The sequence below is a fragment of the Streptococcus sp. KHUD_013 genome (assembly GCF_052588545.1).
The window spans coordinates 191,984-211,719 of sequence record NZ_CP186264.1 but is presented as its reverse complement, the minus strand read 5'-3'; the positions used below and the strand labels follow the sequence as shown (position 1 = coordinate 211,719).

Annotated in this window: 13 protein-coding genes; all 13 read right to left on the bottom strand. The window is 43.7% G+C overall.

Annotated features, from left to right (window positions below; translation table 11 throughout):
• Nucleotides 1-41: 41 nt before the first annotated feature.
• Nucleotides 42-737 carry a CPBP family intramembrane glutamic endopeptidase gene (locus ACOXXR_RS00890; RefSeq protein ID WP_129822514.1) on the bottom strand — a complete coding sequence of 232 codons (696 nt, stop codon included), beginning with the start codon at nucleotides 735-737 and terminating at the stop codon, nucleotides 42-44.
• Between the two features lie 110 nt (nucleotides 738-847).
• Entirely contained in the window at nucleotides 848-1,765 is a 918-nt protein-coding gene (locus tag ACOXXR_RS00885; protein WP_129822515.1) for a TDT family transporter, read from the bottom strand.
• 142 nt (nucleotides 1,766-1,907) lie between these two features.
• A complete protein-coding gene (locus tag ACOXXR_RS00880; RefSeq protein ID WP_023024535.1) occupies nucleotides 1,908-2,456 on the bottom strand; it encodes a carboxymuconolactone decarboxylase family protein in 549 nt (182 codons plus the stop codon).
• Nucleotides 2,457-2,641: 185 nt separating this feature from the next.
• On the bottom strand, nucleotides 2,642-2,866 hold the full coding sequence (asp5, locus tag ACOXXR_RS00875; RefSeq protein WP_048715687.1) for an accessory Sec system protein Asp5: 225 nt from the start codon (nucleotides 2,864-2,866) through the stop codon (nucleotides 2,642-2,644).
• A gap of 1 nt (nucleotide 2,867) precedes the next feature.
• Nucleotides 2,868-3,056: an accessory Sec system protein Asp4 gene (gene asp4 / locus ACOXXR_RS00870; RefSeq protein ID WP_048715685.1), complete on the bottom strand. Its 189-nt coding sequence runs from the start codon at nucleotides 3,054-3,056 to the stop codon at nucleotides 2,868-2,870.
• Nucleotides 3,049-4,404, bottom strand: coding sequence for an accessory Sec system glycosylation chaperone GtfB (gtfB, locus tag ACOXXR_RS00865; protein WP_445278557.1), 1,356 nt, complete (start codon nucleotides 4,402-4,404; stop codon nucleotides 3,049-3,051). Before gtfB ends, asp4 begins: the two co-directional genes overlap by 8 nt.
• Entirely contained in the window at nucleotides 4,388-5,902 is a 1,515-nt protein-coding gene (gene gtfA / locus ACOXXR_RS00860; protein ID WP_445278556.1) for an accessory Sec system glycosyltransferase GtfA, read from the bottom strand. Before gtfA ends, gtfB begins: the two co-directional genes overlap by 17 nt.
• Before the next feature lie 10 nt (nucleotides 5,903-5,912).
• Nucleotides 5,913-8,288, bottom strand: a complete 2,376-nt coding sequence (gene secA2, locus ACOXXR_RS00855; protein WP_445278555.1) for an accessory Sec system translocase SecA2 — start codon at nucleotides 8,286-8,288, stop codon at nucleotides 5,913-5,915.
• 46 nt (nucleotides 8,289-8,334) lie between these two features.
• Complete coding sequence (asp3, locus tag ACOXXR_RS00850; protein WP_445278554.1) at nucleotides 8,335-8,781, bottom strand: accessory Sec system protein Asp3; 447 nt, start codon at nucleotides 8,779-8,781, stop codon at nucleotides 8,335-8,337.
• Nucleotides 8,782-8,786: 5 nt separating this feature from the next.
• Entirely contained in the window at nucleotides 8,787-10,331 is a 1,545-nt protein-coding gene (gene asp2, locus ACOXXR_RS00845) for an accessory Sec system protein Asp2 (RefSeq protein ID WP_445278553.1), read from the bottom strand.
• A gap of 1 nt (nucleotide 10,332) precedes the next feature.
• Nucleotides 10,333-11,910 carry an accessory Sec system protein Asp1 gene (gene asp1 / locus ACOXXR_RS00840; protein ID WP_445278552.1) on the bottom strand — a complete coding sequence of 526 codons (1,578 nt, stop codon included), beginning with the start codon at nucleotides 11,908-11,910 and terminating at the stop codon, nucleotides 10,333-10,335.
• A gap of 8 nt (nucleotides 11,911-11,918) precedes the next feature.
• Complete coding sequence (secY2, locus tag ACOXXR_RS00835) at nucleotides 11,919-13,133, bottom strand: accessory Sec system protein translocase subunit SecY2 (protein WP_445278551.1); 1,215 nt, start codon at nucleotides 13,131-13,133, stop codon at nucleotides 11,919-11,921.
• 290 nt (nucleotides 13,134-13,423) lie between these two features.
• Nucleotides 13,424-19,525 (bottom strand): accessory Sec-dependent serine-rich glycoprotein adhesin, encoded by a 6,102-nt coding sequence (locus ACOXXR_RS00830; RefSeq protein WP_445278550.1) that lies wholly within the window; start codon nucleotides 19,523-19,525, stop codon nucleotides 13,424-13,426.
• Nucleotides 19,526-19,736 lie beyond the last annotated feature (211 nt).

Sequence of the window (19,736 nt, the reverse complement as noted above, 5' to 3'; positions counted from 1 at the left end):
TGGCCCTTGGTTTGAAGCCTCCACCAGTGCCGTCACAACGACTAGGAGAAGAGATGCTGGATGGTTGATAAGATGATGGGTAAGCTATAAATGAAGTTCAGCCCGATATGAGCAAGGATAGGATAATACAAGGAGCCCGTCTTTTCATTCAATAATCCAAACATCAGGGCGGGGATGGTATAGATCAAAAAACTCAAAACAGTAAAAGGATGGTGAAGTAATTGAAGTCCACTATAGATAAGAGCTGGCGCCCATACACTTGCATAGAAGGGCCATTTTTTAAAATAGGCTTGGACGAGTGCTCCACGAAAGATCAATTCCACGGTCATCGGTCGGATGATGACCACTAGGACAAAAAGGATGAGAGAGCCTAAGGCTTCCAAGGTTACCGGAAAAGAGTGATAAATAGCTTGACGTCCTTTGGTGAACCCACTGAGAAAATAGTCCAGCCAGTAGATGGCACAGCTGGAGAATATAGTTGCGTAGATAGCGGGAAGGAATTGTTTCTTCTTCGCCCACTGAAAGACCGTACGTGGACTATACTTCTTTACCAATGAAAAAACAAGCATCAAATAACCTGCCTCTAAAAAGAGAAGGGTCCAAAAATAGCTAAGGGCTTGGCCGACTTGGTTGCTGACTAGTTGGGCCAACTCGCGAAATTGTGGCCGAACCAAGATATAGAAAACCAGTAGTAAAAGTGGATAAAAGAGCTTGGCCTTTGTCTTTATAAATTTCATACATTCCTTTCGAAGGAGATTAAAAATGATTTATTGCATCTTACCATAATCATTCCTAGGATTCAATTAGAAAGTAAACCAAAAAAGGTCGAGACAACCGTCTCTGACCTCTAGTTTCTATTGGAATACTCGTTCTCCCCTTTTCTGTAAGTCACAAAGCCTACAAGCACAGACACAAGAATGGCTAGACACAGAATGGTTTCTAACCAGACAAGGGGCCTTAACAGAGAACTGTGCAATAGGCCTTGGGCCATTTTCAGGGAAGTAGCTGTGATGACCGTTGGGAAGGTTAAGGCTGAAAAGGCTGGTTGAAAGCCCTCTTTTAACATCTTAGGCAGACGCGTTAAAACGAAGAAATAAAAAGCTTGCGAGAGTCCGACCATGATGGATAACAGCCAAACAGGTAGACTGGCTCCACCCACACGAACCAGGGCCGCTAACAGAAGAGAAAAGGGGGCACAATAGATGCCTTCTTGCCCTAATAAGTGGCTCGGTAAAGGGCTGGTTTTCAACCCCTGATAGATTAGTGGGTAAAGAATCAAGGTTAAGACAAAGCCAAATCCGAGAGTCAGATAGGCTAGCTCAACCACCCCTACCACTGGGTAGGTCAAGGCAGCAACAGCAATCCCCACATAAAGAACGGTCCAACTAGGGGTGGCATTGGCTCTCGGTTTTGCCAATATATGGGTCTTGGTAAAGTAGAAGATCAAGCCACAATCTAAGAGGAAAGCAGTCCACCAAACTGCCTGGGCGAGTCCTCCAAATGTCGGAAAGAGTCGTAAGAGATAAGTCGATAGAATCATCCCAGCCATGGGGAAGGTCGCCATCCCAGATAGAAGGGCCGGCTCTTGTAGTTCGATCTTGGTTTCTGACCAGTAAATCAGATGGTGACATAAAAAGAAAACCCATAGGATCAAACCCGTCAAACTGAAGAAATGAGCCAGAACTGGGAAGGTATCAGACAGAAGGTTTCCAGCCCCTGCTAAACCTAACAGGCAGCCTGAAAATGCTAAAGGAATCTTTTTCATCTTGATCTCCAATCATTTTATCGCTTTCAGTATACCATAAAAGAGAAGGAAGCATATCAAAAAAAGAAGTAGGTATAAAAGCTACTTCTCATTTCCTTATTGTTAAGCTCAACTCCATCATGTCACGCACAAGCTTTTTTGGTTACGCGTAGGGTTGCAATTCTGGGTTGATGGGTGTGTTGGCTAGGTTATTGGCATAGTTACAGAGGCTAGCTAGACTCACACCTAGCACCACATCCAAAGCATTTTGGTGACTATAACCTGCTTCCAAAAATTCAGCTAAGGCTTCATCTCCAACGCGCCCCTTGGTATTGATCACTGCTAGGGTGAATTTAGCCAAGGTGTCCAACTTCGGATCAGTTTCGATTGGAGTACGATTGCGAAGGGCTTGAAGAAGGTCATCGTTCATTTGGATTTGCTTGATCGAAAAGGCTGTATGACCTGCCACACAGAAGGCACAACCATTGGTCACCGCTGCAGTGATTTGGACCACTTCACGTTCAACTGGTGTCAAACTGTTGCGGCGGTTAATCGCACCGACTGTACGATAAGCTTCCAAAGCTGTCGGTGCATTTGCTAAAAGACCGATGAGATTCGGAATGTAGCCGTTATTATCTTTTTGGACGGTTTCAAGAACCTCTTTTACCTCTTCTGGTGCTGTCTCAACTGTATGAATCTGGAATGTTGTCATAAATGTACCTCTTTTTCTCTTGGTGACACTTAGTCTATCATAGAAATGGAAGCTTGAAAAATATATATTTCATATACCTTCCATAAAAAATAGTTATCACCAGGAAGAAAAGATTGAGACATGACGATCCCACTTCTGCTCCTATTCAAAGTCGCTACTTCAAGAAAAAGGTCCTTCCTACCCTTCTAAACCCGTGAAAGGAGCAGATAGATAAACAAGGTTAAAAAGAAGAGGACACTAACAATCAGCGTCGCTAGCTTGATCCCTCGACGGGCTAGCCAATAGCTTGGCTTCCCTAAGTTACTGGTCGCATCTGTTGACAGCGATTGTTGTTGACGAGGTTGAAACATCACCAACAAGATTAGACTAATCGATAGAAGAAAAATCAGTACCACAAATAGCATTTCCATCTTAGCCTCCAAACACTCGGAAAAGGGTGAGCAGCACCCCCAACAAGATAACGAGGCCGATGACGACATTTAAAGTCAGGTTGACGTTTTCTGAGCGCGTTGCTTTTTCTTTTTCTGCGGATCGTCGCTTCAGCGCATTCATCCGTCCTTCTACTTCTTTATAGAACAAGTCCTTCTTCTGATCAGGCATCTCTATTACCTATCCCTTCCTGGAATCTCGAACGGAACTCTTCCTGTTCGATTGCGTTAGATTGAGCAATTTGATTTGAAACTGCGTGTCGGTAGTTCTCTATTGATTGATAAACTTCTTTGATGCGTGCCACGAGTTCGTCTTTTTCTCCTTGCCTAAAGACATTTTCTTGAGCAAGATAAGGCGGGTCATGTAAGGTCTGCTCAAAGCCTAGGATCAGCTGTTGGTGCTCAAAGGCCTTACGAACAATGCCCTGTACCTCCCCAAAATGATTGATATCTAGATAGATACTGGACTGGTGAAGAAGCTCCTTGATCCGTTTCTGGCTAATATTCTGATACAAGACCAAATTGGGGTAGCGGACCAGAGACATGAGTTCCGGTGACATTTCTGTCACTGCAGCAACTCGGAAGGTCACATCCGGTAAGTGCTCTAGCAAATAAGGTAAGGCTTCAATCTGATCGGAATTTGTTAATACAAAAGCATCCTTGCGAATATCGTCTTTGACAGCAAAATCATAGATATAACCAAGAGGGGCAAAAAAATCCTCTTGCTCTGGTGATACCAACTCTAGGGCACGGCGATAGGTCTCCCTTTGAGGGATGAAAATCTTCTTCGTCCGTATCTCTGGACTATTGAGGATCAGTTGCATATTGCCTGGCAGACTATCCTGTAATGGCTCTTGCCAAACCAAGACATCCCGACCTACCAGTTCCATTTTGCCAAGTTGCAAACTCAAAGCAAAAGACTGAGCCAGCGTATTAAAGAGCACTTGATCTAGAGCAAATCCTCGGTATTGGACATAAAAGACATAGAAAGCTAGTCGATTTTTGAAAATCCGCATGGGCTCATGATCCAGAGTCAAAATCAGATCACCTGTTTGATGATTTTCTGTTAGGCGTTCCATCTCTTCTTCAAAGTAGGTGGTTAACAAGGGATTGCCCTGGCCATCACAAGTGGTCACCGCTATTTTTCGACCGTACTGATCATAGTGATCCACTGTGCTTACTTGTCCCTCTTGATGGAACCACTCTACCCGTTCGACGATTCGTTTATGAGTAGCATCTTGGTAATAGATGCGTGCTTTTTCTTGGCCGTAGTAGGAAATCCGTCCACCAGATGCATCACCAGTGATTTCCCAAAAATCAGGGACTAAAATTTCGTTAAAGAAACGCCCCCGTTTTTCACCTGTCGGTTGACCTAAAAAGTAAAGAAAGGGCGACTCTACTCCATCAGGTAAAAAGCCATTCGGTTCCAAGACGATCGTTGGATGCGTGTAACCTGCTCTTTGTAAAGAATAGAGCAGATCTTGGCTTTCACGCGAAAACCGATCAAATACGTTCAGCATGGGTCACCTCCTCAATCAATTGAGACCAAGCTTTTTCAACCTTACTGGTTAGAAAATCTTCTGCACGCGCATAAGATGCTTGACGCATGGATGTCATCTTTTGGCTCTGGTATAGCAAGCAGATCATTTCAGCAAAGGACCTCGCTATCCTGTCCACAACCTGGTCTGGTTCAGTCGGAAGCAGGTAGCCATTTCCCCCATCTCTAACAAAGTTCTGATTGCCATAAGGCACATCAAAGCCAATGATTGGAAGACCAGAACCAATGGCCTCCATCAAGGTCAGGCCAAAGCCTTCACTGGTAGAAGCCGAAAGGTAGACTTCATAATCTTTGTAAATATCGGTCAAGTCCATATGGCCTTTGAGCTGGATATAGTCCGTCGCTCCTAACTCTTCAATCAGTGATTGCAACTTACCTTCCTCTCCGCCTTTTCCATAAATATCAAAAGAAAGGGACGGTAGCTCTTTTTTTGCTTCGACAACTGCTCGAACTAACCAGTCGATGTGTTTTTCTGTCGCCAGACGCGAAGCAGTCATCAGAGAAAAAGGTTTACGAGAGTCGTTTTGCGGTAGACTGGCGAGACTTCCTACCGGAATGGTGTAAATAACAGGAGCATGAGGGGTATATTTGGCGAACTGCGCTGCTAAAACATCCTTTTGCCGATCGGTTGCGACAATAAAGAAGTCCACCTTGTCCGCATTGGTAAATTGGTAATCGTAATAATTGTTCCACAAAATATATTGATCATCGGTATGATTGACACTATAGTGCTCCGCATGGACCACGACTCCTAGACGAGCTTTTTGGGCCTCTTCAAAAATAGGTTGGCCGATGTCAGTCTCCCGATCCAAAATCACCAGATCTTGTTTGGTCAAGTTGAGACTTTGCATAAAGTAGCGGATCAATTCCTGCCGACCCAGGAGATAACGATCTGGAAAACGGTAAATCTCCTGACCATCTGCCAACTGCATCCGATAGGCCACACTTCCATCTTCATTGTAGAAACGTCGTTCAATCAAGTTGGCTTGATTATTTTTAGGGATAAAGTACTCTGTACAGTAGCGAGTATAGGAAAAGTAGTCTTTTCTGACTAGAATCCCTCTGGAAACATACTCACAGCGCTCTACATAGGGACTCTTTTCGTCCCGAAGATAGCAGGTCAAAAAACTGTCTTGGTCTTCATAGAAATAGCGCTTCACCTTCCCTGTGGTCTCTTCTCGCGTTGGCTTCCCAGCGAACCTAGCCAGGACTTGATCCACCGTATAAGTGGTTGGCGCAATTTTGATATCCGTAAAATGGGTGTAGATCCATATGATTTCATGGTCTTTAAATCCAATATTCTCTGTTAAGTGTTGAATATTGTCTGCTAATATCATATCCATAAAAATAAATTTTGCAGGTTCTTGGATCTGTCTTAGCAACTTGGCCCGATAGGCTTGTGCATACTCGACGCCACTACTGGCCCATCCAATCCCAAGATTGATATTGTATACTGTCATAAATCCTCTTTTATGGGAAATACAGGACAATTTCCCCTTTTGTATTGATTTCTACTCGACTGAGTAAGAGATTGCGAACCATCTGCTCTTTTGCCAAAGCCTTCATCCGATCAAAAGATAAAGAGGCTTCTTGGTAAAATTCGACCAATGGATTCTTTTGACTGGCGTACTGACCAGACAAGGCCACACGTAATTGTTGCAAATAATCCACTTGTTCCACCCAATTTTCGTCAATAGCTTTTAAGAGCACCATCCGTTGAAACTGAGCAATTACCTCATCGGATTCCAGCCTTTGATATTTAGCAAGCAACTCCGAGCGAGCTAGCTCCCAGAGGAAATCCTCTTTTGCCTGCTTGGAAGGAAAGGCTTGATGGATCTGACCAGGATTAACCTGATAACTGATATGATCTAAAATATAGTGATAGAAGGCAATCGGGTCTTGATACTTTTTATTTTTAGCCACTTGGGCAAACACTTCCCGAGCAATTTTCTCGATCAGTCCATCCAAACGTCTGTCCAGCCTGATCAACCGATCCCGTTCCTTATAAACCAAATCGCGTTGAATGTTCATACTCTCTGCGAACTCCAAGGTCAAGCGACGACTAGCTTGCGCAGCACTTTCACTCGCATCCTGAGCTTGAGCGACGATGCGTTGGTATTTCCTCCGGGTTAGAGGTTTGGCTTTTCGAAGTCGATCCTCTACGTCGTAATCTTGATACCTATCTTGGATCCAGTTTGGCCCCCAGTGTTTGATTAAATCATCCTCCAGAGAGACAAAAAACTTGGTTTTTCCAGGATCTCCTTGACGTCCTGATCGTCCTCGAATCTGGAGATCTATCCGGCGATTCATCATCCGCTCCGTCCCGACGACAACCAAACCACCTAAGGCAGCTACACCCTGCCCTAATTTGATATCTGTCCCCCGACCTGCCATCGAGGTCGCAACGGTCACTGCACCTTTTTGCCCAGATTCAGCAATGATCTGTGCTTCACGAGAAGCCTTATTGGCATTCAACAGATTATGGGGAATTCCTTCACGAAGGAGAAGGTTTGAATACAAGACAGACATCTCAACCGAGCCGGCAAAGATCAAAATCGGGTTTCCCTTTGCATGGACTTCTTTGATGTAGGCCATAGAAGCATAGACTTTTTCTGGCAAGGTCTGGTAGATCTCATCTGGAAGATCCTGCCTAATCCGTTTTCGATTGGTTGGGATCTGAATCACTGACATGGCATAGGTCTCCAAAAATTCAGCTTCTGCAACCTTCCCGGTTCCCGTCATACCGCCAAGTTTTTGAAACATCTTGAATAAATTTTGGTAAGTAATCGAAGCCATGGCCCGTGTCTCTGGTGTCAAGGAAAGTCCTTCCTTGGCTTCAAGAGCCTGATGAAGTCCCCCTTGAAGACGAGTCAATTCCATAAGACGCCCTGTTGCTTGATCCAAAAGGACAAGCTCCTGTTCTCCTTTTTTATTCGAACGGACGACATAGTCCTTGTCCCTTTTATAGTGTTGATGTGCTTGTAAAGCCAGACTAATATGGCGGACAAGATCACGGTGCTCAGGATCATACAAATGCTTCAGGGATAGAAAAGCCTCGGCTGCTTTTACACCTTTTGGGGTCAACCACACCTGTTTCTTGTCCCCATCGGCCTTGTATTCTTCTCCTTCTTTGAAGGTTCGGATCAAGGTGTCTACAATCCCATATAGATTGGACTGCACGCGAGGAGAGCCCGAAATCACTAAGGGTGTCTGAGCACTATCCAATAAGATAGAATCGATTTCATCTACAATCGCATAGTTTAAATTTGCCAGGAATTGGCCATCAACAGAGGCGGTTAAATTTTCTGAAAGATAATCAAAGCCCAAGCTGCTATTGGTGGTATAAACAATGTCAGATTGATAGAGCGACCGCTTCTTAGCTGGGGAGAGTTCGCCCTCAGTATCTTGAAGTGGAACTCCAACTGTCAAACCTAGAAAACGATAAATCTTACCCATTTCTTCCGCATCACGAGTTGCCAGGTAAGTATTGGGGGTAATCACCATAACCCCCTTCCCTTCTATTGCATTCAGGTAGGCGGGCATGGTTGCCGTTAGGGTCTTTCCTTCCCCGGTTTCCATCTCTGCAATATTTCCTTGGTGAAGAACGATCGCTCCCATGACTTGAACATCGTAAGGAAACATCCCCAAGACTCTCTGAGAGACTTCTCTCACGACTGCATAAGCTTCTGCTAGCAAATCGTCTAGTGACTCTCCTTGTCGGAAACGACGGCGGAATTCCTCTGTCTTTTCTTGTAACTGCTGGTCTGTCAACTGGGACATCCGATCTTTCCAGCTATTCACCTCATTTAAGATCTTTTTTATTTTTTTCAATTTTATAGAATCCACTGGGTCCTCATTTACTATCCATCTGCTTGATCTATATCAGAATAACTCATTGTTCAGACGAAATCGGTGAAATTGTGAAATAGCGAAAGGTAAACTCTTGCATCCCTGCACTGAGGAGACGCACTTGGTAAGAATAAGCTTGCTCTGGATACACCAACTTAACTTGCCCTTCTGTACTGACCTGCCGGTCCACTATCTTGCCAAAACGATCCTGGCAAACAACTTCTAGCATAACCGTATGAGCAGGCCTAGAAGTCATCTGAACTTCAACTACATAGGTCTGGCCTCTCTGTAAAAGTGGCAGACTGGGTGCCATCCGATCCTCCCCATAGCTTGTGAGGGATTTCCAACTTTTTAAGACTTGACCAGAAGGCATCAAAGGATTCGTAAATCGAATCTGATCTTCTGCTAATCTTTCTATCACAGACCCCCATAAATAATCAACTGAAGAGATCGGCCCCCAATAAAGGTGACGATCTTTTTGCTTTCTCATCCTAATCATCCACTTCTTCCAAAATCTCTTTCCATGATTTCTTTGTATTGGGTCAAGAACCACTCAATGATAGACTCCGTTGCATCATTGTGGCGACCCGGGCGACTTGAACTAATGATCCGAATAGGCTGGTGATAAAGAGCTTCTAAAATATCCGAATAAGCCTTATGGTCGTAATCATCGTCTCTCATATAAGCCAAGGCTAAGAGGGTATCCTTTAACTCTGCCTGATGGAATCGATCCCAAAAACGCTTGTTCAAGGCCTCTATGCCTTCACTTGACACTCGACCAAGAAGCAATTGCATCATATCGAGCGAGGTTCCAAATTCATCTGGCCGTTTAAACTTCAGATTGGCAGCTACATCCCCAAGGTTGACAATCGGTTTCCCAACCAAGATCGCATGAGGTGAGTAAGAGGCTCCATAGTAGAGAGCTCCATAAGTGCCCATCGATAGACCTGAAAAGTTCAATTCTTTGGGACCAAATCCTAAGGATTGAAGATGGTGATCGATAAAATCCTGAATCTTCTTTTCCAACTCTGGAGAGCCTAGATAGAAGCATCCCCCCTCTAGACGTGGATCCGAAAAGAGAATAAAGGGCGCTCCCATATTTTTCATCATGGCAAAGCCTTCAAAGCCCTCTGCAGGACGATAACCGGAGAAATAGACATTCAGTGGTGGCTTCAGGTCTCCTGGATGGAAATAAGCAAAAATTTCCTGACGCTTGCTGTCTCTGAGAGTCTGTGAACCAAGAGCAATTTCTCCAAAAGGACCATGAGAGAAGCGCTTGTGCAAAGCACCGATCATGAGTCGCCCTTGGCCCTTCGCTTCTAGTGAAAAGGATAGGTAATAACGATCAGGCTCATCAATCAGAACCGGCCTTTCCAAGTCTGCTTCTGAATAGACAAGCTCCTTCGCTAAAGATCCCAAGGTCCCACTCTGGAAAAATTGGACCCGCAACTGGATCTGGCAGTCCGGCGTTTTCTCGTACTCTAGCCATAGATCCCTAGGAATGACCCCATCATACGAATAGGTGTTGATCCACTGGGCGATGGGGGTATATTCTTCTCCATATGAACCCTCTAACTCCAAAAAGTGTTTCCCTCTGACCGTTTGACTGCCTGCAAAGTCAGCTCTAACTCGTAACTCTCTGACACTAAAGGCATCCCCATACTGGCCGTCATAAAGGAAACGATGGAGTTGATAGAGAAAGGGAGCCTTATCGGAAAAATCCCAAGCCTTAGCCTGAACCAGTTGCATCAAATAATCCAATTCTTCTGTAAATGACTCTTGATCATATACTTCATCATAAAATACAGTGTAGGGCTGAAAGAGACCCAGCTCCTCTTTGAAGCTCAATAACCTCTCAGGATGATCCAGCACCAAGGCCTGAAACTGCTTGATACCTTGCTCTGTCATATAGTCCTCTATCTGTAGAGGGGGTTGGATAGAAAAATAATGCCAGTTCAGACCTTCTGGAATTGTCACTTCTTCCTGCCAATTTATAGGTCCAATTTGAAGAATATGGCCTGTTTCCAACTTCCTGTCCATCCTAGTCTTTCATCCATCCTTCCCATTTGGCGATCAAGCGCTGGCCTGTGTATTCTTGGATCTTTTCGACAGAATAAATCAGCGCTTCATTCCACGGTTTCAGATCTCTAAGGAAATAGTCTATCGCTTTTTCTAGCTCTTCCTCCATCTCACCCAAGACATATCCATTTTTTAAATGATCTACATACTCCGTATGGGTACGATTGATCTGAGGAATTCCTGCCGAAATGCCTGCAATTTGTGTATACAGATCTGGTTCCTCACTTACGTCTACTATTAAGCGAGTCTGTTCTAATTCTTTGATGATATCATTCTCGTTAAAGAAATTTCGAACCTTATAACGATCTAGCTTCTTTTCAAAGAGAGAGGCATCTTCGAGGAGGTGGTTTTCTCCCAGTTCTCGAGAATCAACCTGAACGCCTAGAGAAGCTATCCCCATCTTGCTAGCCAAGTCTTCTAACTGATGATCTAGTGCCGCTACGGCTTCATCAGAAGCATTGTAAATCGAGAAAACGACCTCAAATAAGGGATTTTTCGCTAAGATTTCAAACATTTTCTGTAAAACGGATTGAGAGGGGAGGTCCTTTTCATCCAGGTGGAAAAAGATTTTCGACTCTTTCCTCTCCTGACTGCTTCCCAATCTCAGCCGTGAATCAAAGGACGTCAGGCGATGGATCTTAGAAGCAAGACTTGGAGCAAGACCAAGCAAGTCCTGTTTCGTTTTTTCACTATCTGTTATCACCAAGTTAACCTCTTTTAAAGAAAAATGAAGCGACGAATCTTCTTGAGATAACGGCTGGCGTTGCCCATAAAAAGAAAGAACCTTTGAAACACCTAGTCCCACTTGTTGGACAAAGGGTAGATTGGCTGGATGGGCCGCGATCACCAGACGATCTTGATCCGGAACCAGGTCTCCTAGGTTGGCTTTCATTTTTTCAGCAACCACTTCTCCCATGTCCGGATAGGTTTCTCGTTTGAACTGCTTCTGAAAAGCTTCATTGACAAAGACCATGTGGCTAGCATCTGTTAACAACTCTCTCAAGACCCAGTCTCCTTCGGGGGTTAGATAGTCTTGGAAATAGGGACGTCCCTCTTTGTAGTAAATAAGACTGGAAATAAAGCCTCGATCATCCAGACACTGCACATAAACCGTTTCCTTATCCTTTACCTGTCTCACTGAGAGGATATTCCCGTCTACCCCCAGATCGATACTAGCAATCTCCTGACCGCGACAGAACGCCACTATTTGAAAAGGCGTATAAGTAAAGCTTGTGTGAGCAGGCCATCCCAAATCCTCGACCTGAATCGGAAGCATCTCTTGATGAGGGGAAATCCCCTGAATGTGATCAAAAATCGACAGATAATCTGTTTCTAACAAATCTTGCCGATGGAGGTCGTAACGCAATTGCGGGCAATAGTGCGGAATCACTAATTTCCGCTCCACTCCCGCTTCCTGGAAGACCCGAAGCTGGTGAATAGTCTCATCAAATTCAATCGTAGCTTGCGTCCAATACCAAGGCGTCACCCTACTGTGCCAAATCCGCTCACTGCCATACCAGGCTGGTATAAAGTAATACATAACAACTCCTAAAACAATCTTGTATAGCCTTGGTTCACGCGAAGGGCTCGAACTTCCTCTCGGATGGTCGACATCATCCCCACGAACATGAGAAAACTCCCTGGAATCATGGCCAAACGTAGAAGTCCTCTATCCCAGAGCAGGAGAAGGAAAGGCAATGCTGTAAACAGAATTAAATAAAGTGTCCCAAAAACTGTTAATCGAAAGACAATTCGATTGATGTACCGACGTGTCTCTTCACCAGGATAAACGAAATCAATATACTCTGAGTTTTTCATCATCTTGTCCGCAATTTCTTCCCCATTGACCGTCACAAAGGCAAAAGCAAAGGACAAAATTGCTATCATCAGACCGTAGAGCAGGATCCAAGCTGGCGCTCCTATTACCAACTCCTTTGCGATACTGGCAGCCCATGAAGCACGGGGATTGATAGCTTGAACCAGCAAAAAGATATACTGCGGGATAGAAACCAAGGTCATGGCATACATAAAGGGCATGCCCCCAGCTGGATTGAGCTTGACCTCTAAAAATGTGTGAGGTTTCAAACTATTATGAATCCCCAGCTTATTCACAGGGATCCGATAGCGAGCATACTCGATGCATACGACCATGAAAATAAATGTTAATAAAAGGGGCACTAGAAACAGGAGGCTGTATGCTGAACCCCCACTCTTTGACAAGGTTCCAAGGACATCTTCTGGCAAGTACAGGAGCATCCCCGCCATCATGATGACAATAGAATTCCCCAAGCCTAGGGCCGAATTTAAATCAGCTAACCAGACCAAGAAAAAGGTTCCTGCAATCATTATCAAGGCATTGAGCGAGACAACTAGAAGGGGGCTCAGATCTGTTTGTAAGGGGAGATAAAGAGAGATGGCCAGAGATTGAACAAGAGCCAGAGCAAGTGTCAGGTACATCTTTCGTCGCTCCACAAGGTCCGAACTGGTCCTCTCCAGGTTATGACGTTTAGATACCGTAAACAACCGCCACAAAATCATGGAAGACATCCAGGGAGAAAGTCCAAGAGCGAAGATGGACATGCCACGAAGGTTCCCACCCATGATAGCACTCGTCAACTCCAGACCCCTTGCAGCACCTTCATTCACATTTAGAACCTTCGCTAGGTCTACAAAGGGCAAGGTAATTTTACTTCCTAAAACATAAACAAAAACGAATAGGATTGTCCAAAATAATCGTTTCCTAACTCCAGATTGTTTCATCATATCCTGCTCTTCTACTCCCCCTTCTTTCGAATGCTTATCCTAACGAAGTCCTCTCATCAAATTTGACCATTTCACCTAAACGATCTCTGATCTATAAGAGAAAAAAAGTTCTTCAGAAGATGATCTGAAGAACCACTATTCATCTAGCTTTTCTCCATTCATTATACCATATTTCACTAAGCTTTTCACCCGACAGTCTCAAAGAAAACCGACAAATCCTCTCATGGATCTGCCGGTATATCAGAAGAATCGAAAGAAGCAAATTTTCAATTTAAGAAAGATGATTGTATTTACTTTTTACGATGGAAAAATGAGGCTAAGCCTGCAAAGAAAGCTACTACAAGCGTGATGAACAGCTCACGTGACGTCACTCCTAGAGAGTCCGACGTCGATTTTGCTTCAGAGACAGAAGCAGCCGATTTCTCGCCAGAAGAGCTCATCTGAGGAGTCACTTGACTTTGTGAATGGGATTGACTTGTCGAGCTAGAGGTAGAACGACTCGTTGAAAGAGAAGTCGATTCTGAGGAGAGCTGGCTTGCTTTTAATGAAACAAGTGTGCTCGCCGGCTCCTGAAGACTCGCCGAAGCAGACCCGTACACCACTGTCGATTCGTTTACCGTATTTGAAGCCAAGGCAGAAGCGGATGACCAATTTGATGCCTGTGACATAGAATGAGTAGACGAAGTCGATCTATCTGTAGAAGTCGAAGACTGATCAGAAGCACTCGTTTGATGCGATGCTGAAGCCAATTCAGAGGTTTGTTTGTTTGAAGCAGATTCGGATGGGCTTGCTGAAACAGACGCTGAATTCAAGACTGATTTTGAACTACTTACTGATAGAAACTCACTAGTTAACACTGAATCAGATGTTGATGTCGACTCTAACTCAGAGGCTTGCTTGCGAGAAGCAGATTCGGATGGGCTTGCTGAAACAGACTCGGAATTCAAGACTGATTCTGATGCGCTGGCTGAAACAGATGCTGAATTCAAAACAGACTCTGAACTACTTACTGATACAGACTCACTAGTTAACACTGAATCAGATGTTGATGTTGACTCTAACTCAGATACTTGCTTGCTTGAAGCAGACTCAGATACACTGATTGAAACTGACTCAGAACTCAAAATAGATTCTGAAGCTCTTGCTGAAACTGACTCAGAGATTGAAACGGATGCCAATTCAGAGGCTTGTTTGGTTGAAGCAGATTCGGATGCACTTGCTGAAACAGACGCTGAATTCAAGACTGATTCTAATGCGCTTGCTGACGCGAAAACGGATGTTGAAGTCAACTCAGACACTGAGGCAGACTGAAGCTCAGAAGATTCCATACGAGCAGCAGATTCGGATGCACTTTCTGAAACAGATGCTGAATTCAAGACCGATTCAAATACGCTTGCTGACGCACTTGTCGATGTTGAAATGGAAACGCTGATTGATTCAGAAGTCAACTCAGACACTGAGGCTGATTGAAGTTCAGAAGATTCCATTTGAGCTACAGATTCTGATATGCTGATTGAAACTGACTCTGAGGCCGAAGCCAATTCAGAGGCTTGCTTGCGAGAAGCAGATTCAGATGCATTAATTGAAACGGATGTTGAATTCAAGACTGATTCTGACGCGCTTGCTGAAACTGACGTACTAGTTTTTGAAGCACTCGTTGAAACTGACTCAGAGACCGAAGCGGACGCCAACTTAGATGCTTGTTTACTTGAGATTGATTCAGAAGTTAAGACCGATTCTGATACACTTGCCGAAATCGACGTACTTGCTTCTGAAGCACTTATCGATGATGAAGTTGACACGCTAGTTGATTCCGAAATCAACTCAGATACTGAAGCGGATTGAAGTTCAGAAGATTTCATACGAGCTACAGATTCTGAAGTGCTAGTTGAGACTGACTCAGAGGCTGAGGCTGAGGTTGACTCAGATGCACTTGTTGAAACGGATTCTGAACTCAAGACAGAATTAGATGTACTGATTGAAACAGACTTAGAATTCAATTCCGATTCTGATGCACTACTTGAAACTGATTCAGAAGTTAAGACCGATTCTGATACACTTGCCGAAATCGACGTACTTGCTTCTGAAGCACTTATCGACGATGAAGTTGACACGCTAGTTGATTCCGAAATCAACTCAGATACTGAAGCGGATTGAAGTTCAGAAGATTTCATACGAGCTACAGATTCTGAAGTGCTAGTTGAGACTGACTCAGAGGCTGAGGCTGAGGTTGACTCAGATGCACTTGTTGAAACGGATTCTGAACTCAAGACAGAATTAGATGTACTGATTGAAACAGACTTAGAATTCAATTCCGATTCTGATGCACTACTTGAAACTGATTCAGAAGTTAAGACTGATTCTGATACACTTGCCGAAATCGACGTACTTGCTTCTGAAGCACTTATCGATGATGAAGTTGACACGCTAGTTGATTCCGAAATCAACTCAGATACTGAAGCGGATTGAAGTTCAGAAGATTTCATACGAGCTACAGATTCTGAAGTACTTGCTGACGTTGATGCAATTGACTCTGATACAGATAGCGATCCACTCAAGGATTCAGAAGCGGATTTCTCTGAAACTGACAATGAACTGCTTGCTGAAGCCGAAACGGTTACCTCTGAGGCTGATAGCGATGCGCTTGTCGAAGCGGAAGAAATCGACTCTGATACAGACAGGGAACCACTTAAGGATTCGGATGCTGACTTCTCTGAAGCTGATAAAGAACTACTCAATGATGCTGAAACGGCTACCTCTGAAGCTGATACTGAAGTACTTGCTGACGTTGATGCAATTGACTCTGATACAGACAAGGAGCCACTTAAGGATTCAGAAGCGGATTTCTCTAAAGCAGATAAAGAACTACTTGTTGATGCTGAAACGGCTACCTCTGAAGCTGATACTGAAGCACTTGTCGATGCAAATGCAACCGACTCTGATACAGACAGGGAACCACTTAAGGATTCAGACACGGATTTCTCTGAAGCTGACAATGAACTGCTTGCTGAAGCCGAAACGGTTACTTCTGAGGCTGATAACGATGCGCTTGTCGAAGCGGAAGAAATCGACTCTGATACAGACAGGGAACCACTTAAGGATTCAGAAGCAAATTTCTCCGAAGCAGATAGAGAGCTACTTGTTGATGCTGAAACGGCTACCTCTGAAGCTGATACTGAAGTACTTGCTGACGTTGATGCAATTGACTCTGATACAGACAAGGAGCCACTTAAGGATTCAGAAGCTAACTTCTCTGAAGCTGACAACGAACTACTTGCTGAAGTAGAAACAATCGACTCTGATACAGATAAGGAGCCGCTCAAGGATTCGGATGATGACTTCTCTGAAGCAGATAAAGAACTACTTGTTGAGGCTGATACCGATGCACTTGCAGATTCCGATACAGACAAGGAGCCGCTCAAGGATTCAGAAGATGACTTCTCTGAAGCTGATACTGAAGCACTTGTCGATGCCGATGCAACCGACTCTGATACAGACAGGGAACCACTTAATGATTCAGAAGCGGATTTCTCCGAAGCAGATAGAGAGCTACTTGTTGAGGCTGAAACGGATACCTCTGAAGCTGATTCTGAAGCAGACGCCTCTGAAGCCGACAACGAGCTACTTGCTGAAGTGGAAACAATTGACTCTGATACAGACAAGGAGCCACTCAATGACTCAGAAGCGGATTTCTCTGAAGTTGACAGAGAACCACTTAACGATTCTGAAACGGCTACTTCAGATGCTGATAACGATACGCTTGTCGAAGCGGAAGAAATCGACTCCGATACAGACAAGGAGCTACTCACTGACTCAGATGATAACTTCTCTGAAGCTGACAAAGAGCTGCTTACCGACGCTGAGGCTGAGACCTCTGAATCATTCTGCAAATTAGACTGAGAAGAAGATAACGATTGAGATTCGAGTTCCTGTGAAATAGAAAAACTATCTGATACCGAGTCACTACTTGACACCGACTCAGATAAGGACGTTGATCGACTATCCCACAGAGAAACAGCTACAGACAGAGATTGAGATTCTGAAGCAACTACTTGCGAGTTGCTTTCTGAGTATGAAAGACTATCTTGTGTTGACATCGAATGAGAAGCTGAATAAATGAATGATTGAGAACTCAATTCAGAAGGAGTCATTCTTCGGTAATAGTAATTCACACTCTTCAATGGCCAGTAGCTAACCCTGGTCGAAACCGTATGATAAAACTTAGAAAATCCGTCAGCACCTTGAAGGGATGCATCATCACCCACAATATGGTTACCGCTATGCTGTGCTTGATTTTCTGGAGCGGAAGTATAGGGTTTACGGAAAGAATATTTCTTACCCGTTTTTTCATCCGTATAGCTCTCCTTCTCTGTCAAGGAGAACCAACCTGAGATTTTTAACTTAAAGTTTTTTCCATCTGAAAAATCGGGAGTGACTGTAAGAGAATAATCCTCTTTCTTGCTTTTTACCTCTCGCGTCTCAAGATTTTCAAAGGTTTCATTCCAATGATCATTTCTAAAGGCCTTTTCGTAGACTAAGGTATAATTTGCAAGGTCAAATACTGTACCGTTATCACCTTTCCGGTAATTTCTCTGTTTGGAAGGATCCAAGACATAGTATTTTAAGGTGAAATCGCCATTTGGACTCGTCACTTCACGGACAAGTTTAATATAATGGTCTCTTGCCCCTCCCCAATAAGTATCTACATTCTGTTCTCCAACCTTCCTAAGATCAAAGACGCCAGACATTTTATTCTGATGATAGTCTACTAGTGGAACTTGAACAAAACCATCCAATTGTCGAGCAGCTGAAGCTGTGTACTCCTGACCTTCAATACCAACCTGGGCATAAGAGGCCAAAACAGTTTCCCTGCCAGTTGGAACATAAGCTCCTCGCGAGAATTGTCCTTTGTCGTCAATGAGCTTATAATAGGTGACATGTTCAGCACTTCGTGATGGAACAATGGATGCTACTGTCGATGGTGCATAAAGACCTACATTTTTAGGTTCTAGCACATCATAAAGCTGTTGAATCATAAATTTAGGAGTCTGGTAACTTACACTTTGCATCCGTATAACTCCAGGTTTCCCATCATCATAAATTGAGTAAAAGACCCTGTATTGGCGGTTTGTATCTGAACCAACTAATTCCTTTGGTAAATCAAATTCAACTACACTATTTGCTTTAACTGTTTGAGCATAAACCTCCGTACCACTAGACTTTTTAACCAAGCGGAAGTATACGTCAACACCTTTAGGAGTAGTTGAACCAATCGAGCTACGATCGACGGACAAGGTTGCATAATAATCCAGAGGATCCGGCTTCACTCGATTAACGAAATCCCAAATAGCAAAGGTATAGCGCGTCACATCATGATTTTCAGAAAGAGATTTGAGACTCTCAGGATCAAGATGTGTTACCGATTTATCTAAATTCGGATCCTTTTCTATGTCTTCATATTTCAAAGCAACATCTTCGATGTTAGCTCCGTTTCGATCATCCAAATTAGGAGTGATATTGGACAACTCTTTAGAGTCTGTTACGATTTCATAAATCGGTGCCAACTGAGCTGCAATAGCAGGTTTGCCGTTTACACTGCTATTCCCCACAAAACCTGTCGCTTTCAGTACAAGCATCATTTCATCAACAGACTTATTTAACCGTTGACGTTGATCCACATAGGCTTGCATCGCCACATGTTCATGAAGCAACTGAGTACCAGTTGACAATTCTGTTTGTACCTTAGCAATCGCAACTGAGAGAGCTGTTTTCTGGTCCGCATCTGCAAGGTTTGAGGCATGATTTTCAGCCATCTGGGTCAATAAGGTAGCCTCTGACATATTCTGTTCCAGGATAGCCTTATCCGTTGCTCCTAGAACCGTTTCGGTCGTTTCCTCGTTTGACTCTGATGTCGTCAATGTTTCTGAAGTAGATTCACTCTGAGACACAGAAAGACTCTCAGATGTTTGCTCGCCTAAAGAGGCAGAAGAACTTGTCGATTCTAGACTTTCTTCTGACATTGATCTAGCATCAGATACAGAACCAATCACCAAGCTATTCGCTTCTGCTAAGGTTTCTTTCTGTAATTCAGAAGTTGTAGCCACATCAACACCTGCTTCATCCGCATAAGCCGTATTGATAATGGCGGTGGCACCAACAGTTGCTCCCGTCGCCAGTAAGCCTTTCAGTACGAATTGACTTGTAGAACGGATCCCATACCGCTCCTTATCTGACTTCGTTCCGACTGTTGTTTTCACTTCTCCACGAACAATTTTAAATAAACCTAAGGTAGAATTTTCAGATCGAACCCAATGCTTCCCAGACTTGATTAACTTGAAACGAGTCGTTCGATCCAGCTCCCTAACTTTTCCATTCAAACGTTTAAATAACATGAATATCCCCTAAACATTATAGTCATTAATATTATACATCATTACTATACATATTCAAGTAATTTGAGGTAGATAACCATTCAATTTTCAAAAAATTTCCTTCCCAAAAGTAATTCCGTTTTCTTTTACTAAAATCCGTGAAATCTACTAGGGTAAAATAGAAAAAAAGAACCTCAAAATGAGATTCTTTTGCAGACACTTTGAATACTAG

Coding starts and splice junctions, on each gene's coding strand:
- ACOXXR_RS00885 (WP_129822515.1), bottom strand. CDS start 1,765: ATGAAAAAGATTCCTTTAGCATTTTCAGGCTGCCTGTTAGGTTTAGCA.
- asp3 (WP_445278554.1), bottom strand. CDS start 8,781: ATGAGAAAGCAAAAAGATCGTCACCTTTATTGGGGGCCGATCTCTTCA.
- asp1 (WP_445278552.1), bottom strand. CDS start 11,910: ATGTATTACTTTATACCAGCCTGGTATGGCAGTGAGCGGATTTGGCAC.
- ACOXXR_RS00890 (WP_129822514.1), bottom strand. CDS start 737: ATGAAATTTATAAAGACAAAGGCCAAGCTCTTTTATCCACTTTTACTA.
- gtfB (WP_445278557.1), bottom strand. CDS start 4,404: ATGCTGAACGTATTTGATCGGTTTTCGCGTGAAAGCCAAGATCTGCTC.
- ACOXXR_RS00830 (WP_445278550.1), bottom strand. CDS start 19,525: ATGTTATTTAAACGTTTGAATGGAAAAGTTAGGGAGCTGGATCGAACG.
- asp4 (WP_048715685.1), bottom strand. CDS start 3,056: ATGCCTGATCAGAAGAAGGACTTGTTCTATAAAGAAGTAGAAGGACGG.
- secY2 (WP_445278551.1), bottom strand. CDS start 13,133: ATGATGAAACAATCTGGAGTTAGGAAACGATTATTTTGGACAATCCTA.
- asp5 (WP_048715687.1), bottom strand. CDS start 2,866: ATGGAAATGCTATTTGTGGTACTGATTTTTCTTCTATCGATTAGTCTA.
- gtfA (WP_445278556.1), bottom strand. CDS start 5,902: ATGACAGTATACAATATCAATCTTGGGATTGGATGGGCCAGTAGTGGC.
- ACOXXR_RS00880 (WP_023024535.1), bottom strand. CDS start 2,456: ATGACAACATTCCAGATTCATACAGTTGAGACAGCACCAGAAGAGGTA.
- asp2 (WP_445278553.1), bottom strand. CDS start 10,331: ATGGACAGGAAGTTGGAAACAGGCCATATTCTTCAAATTGGACCTATA.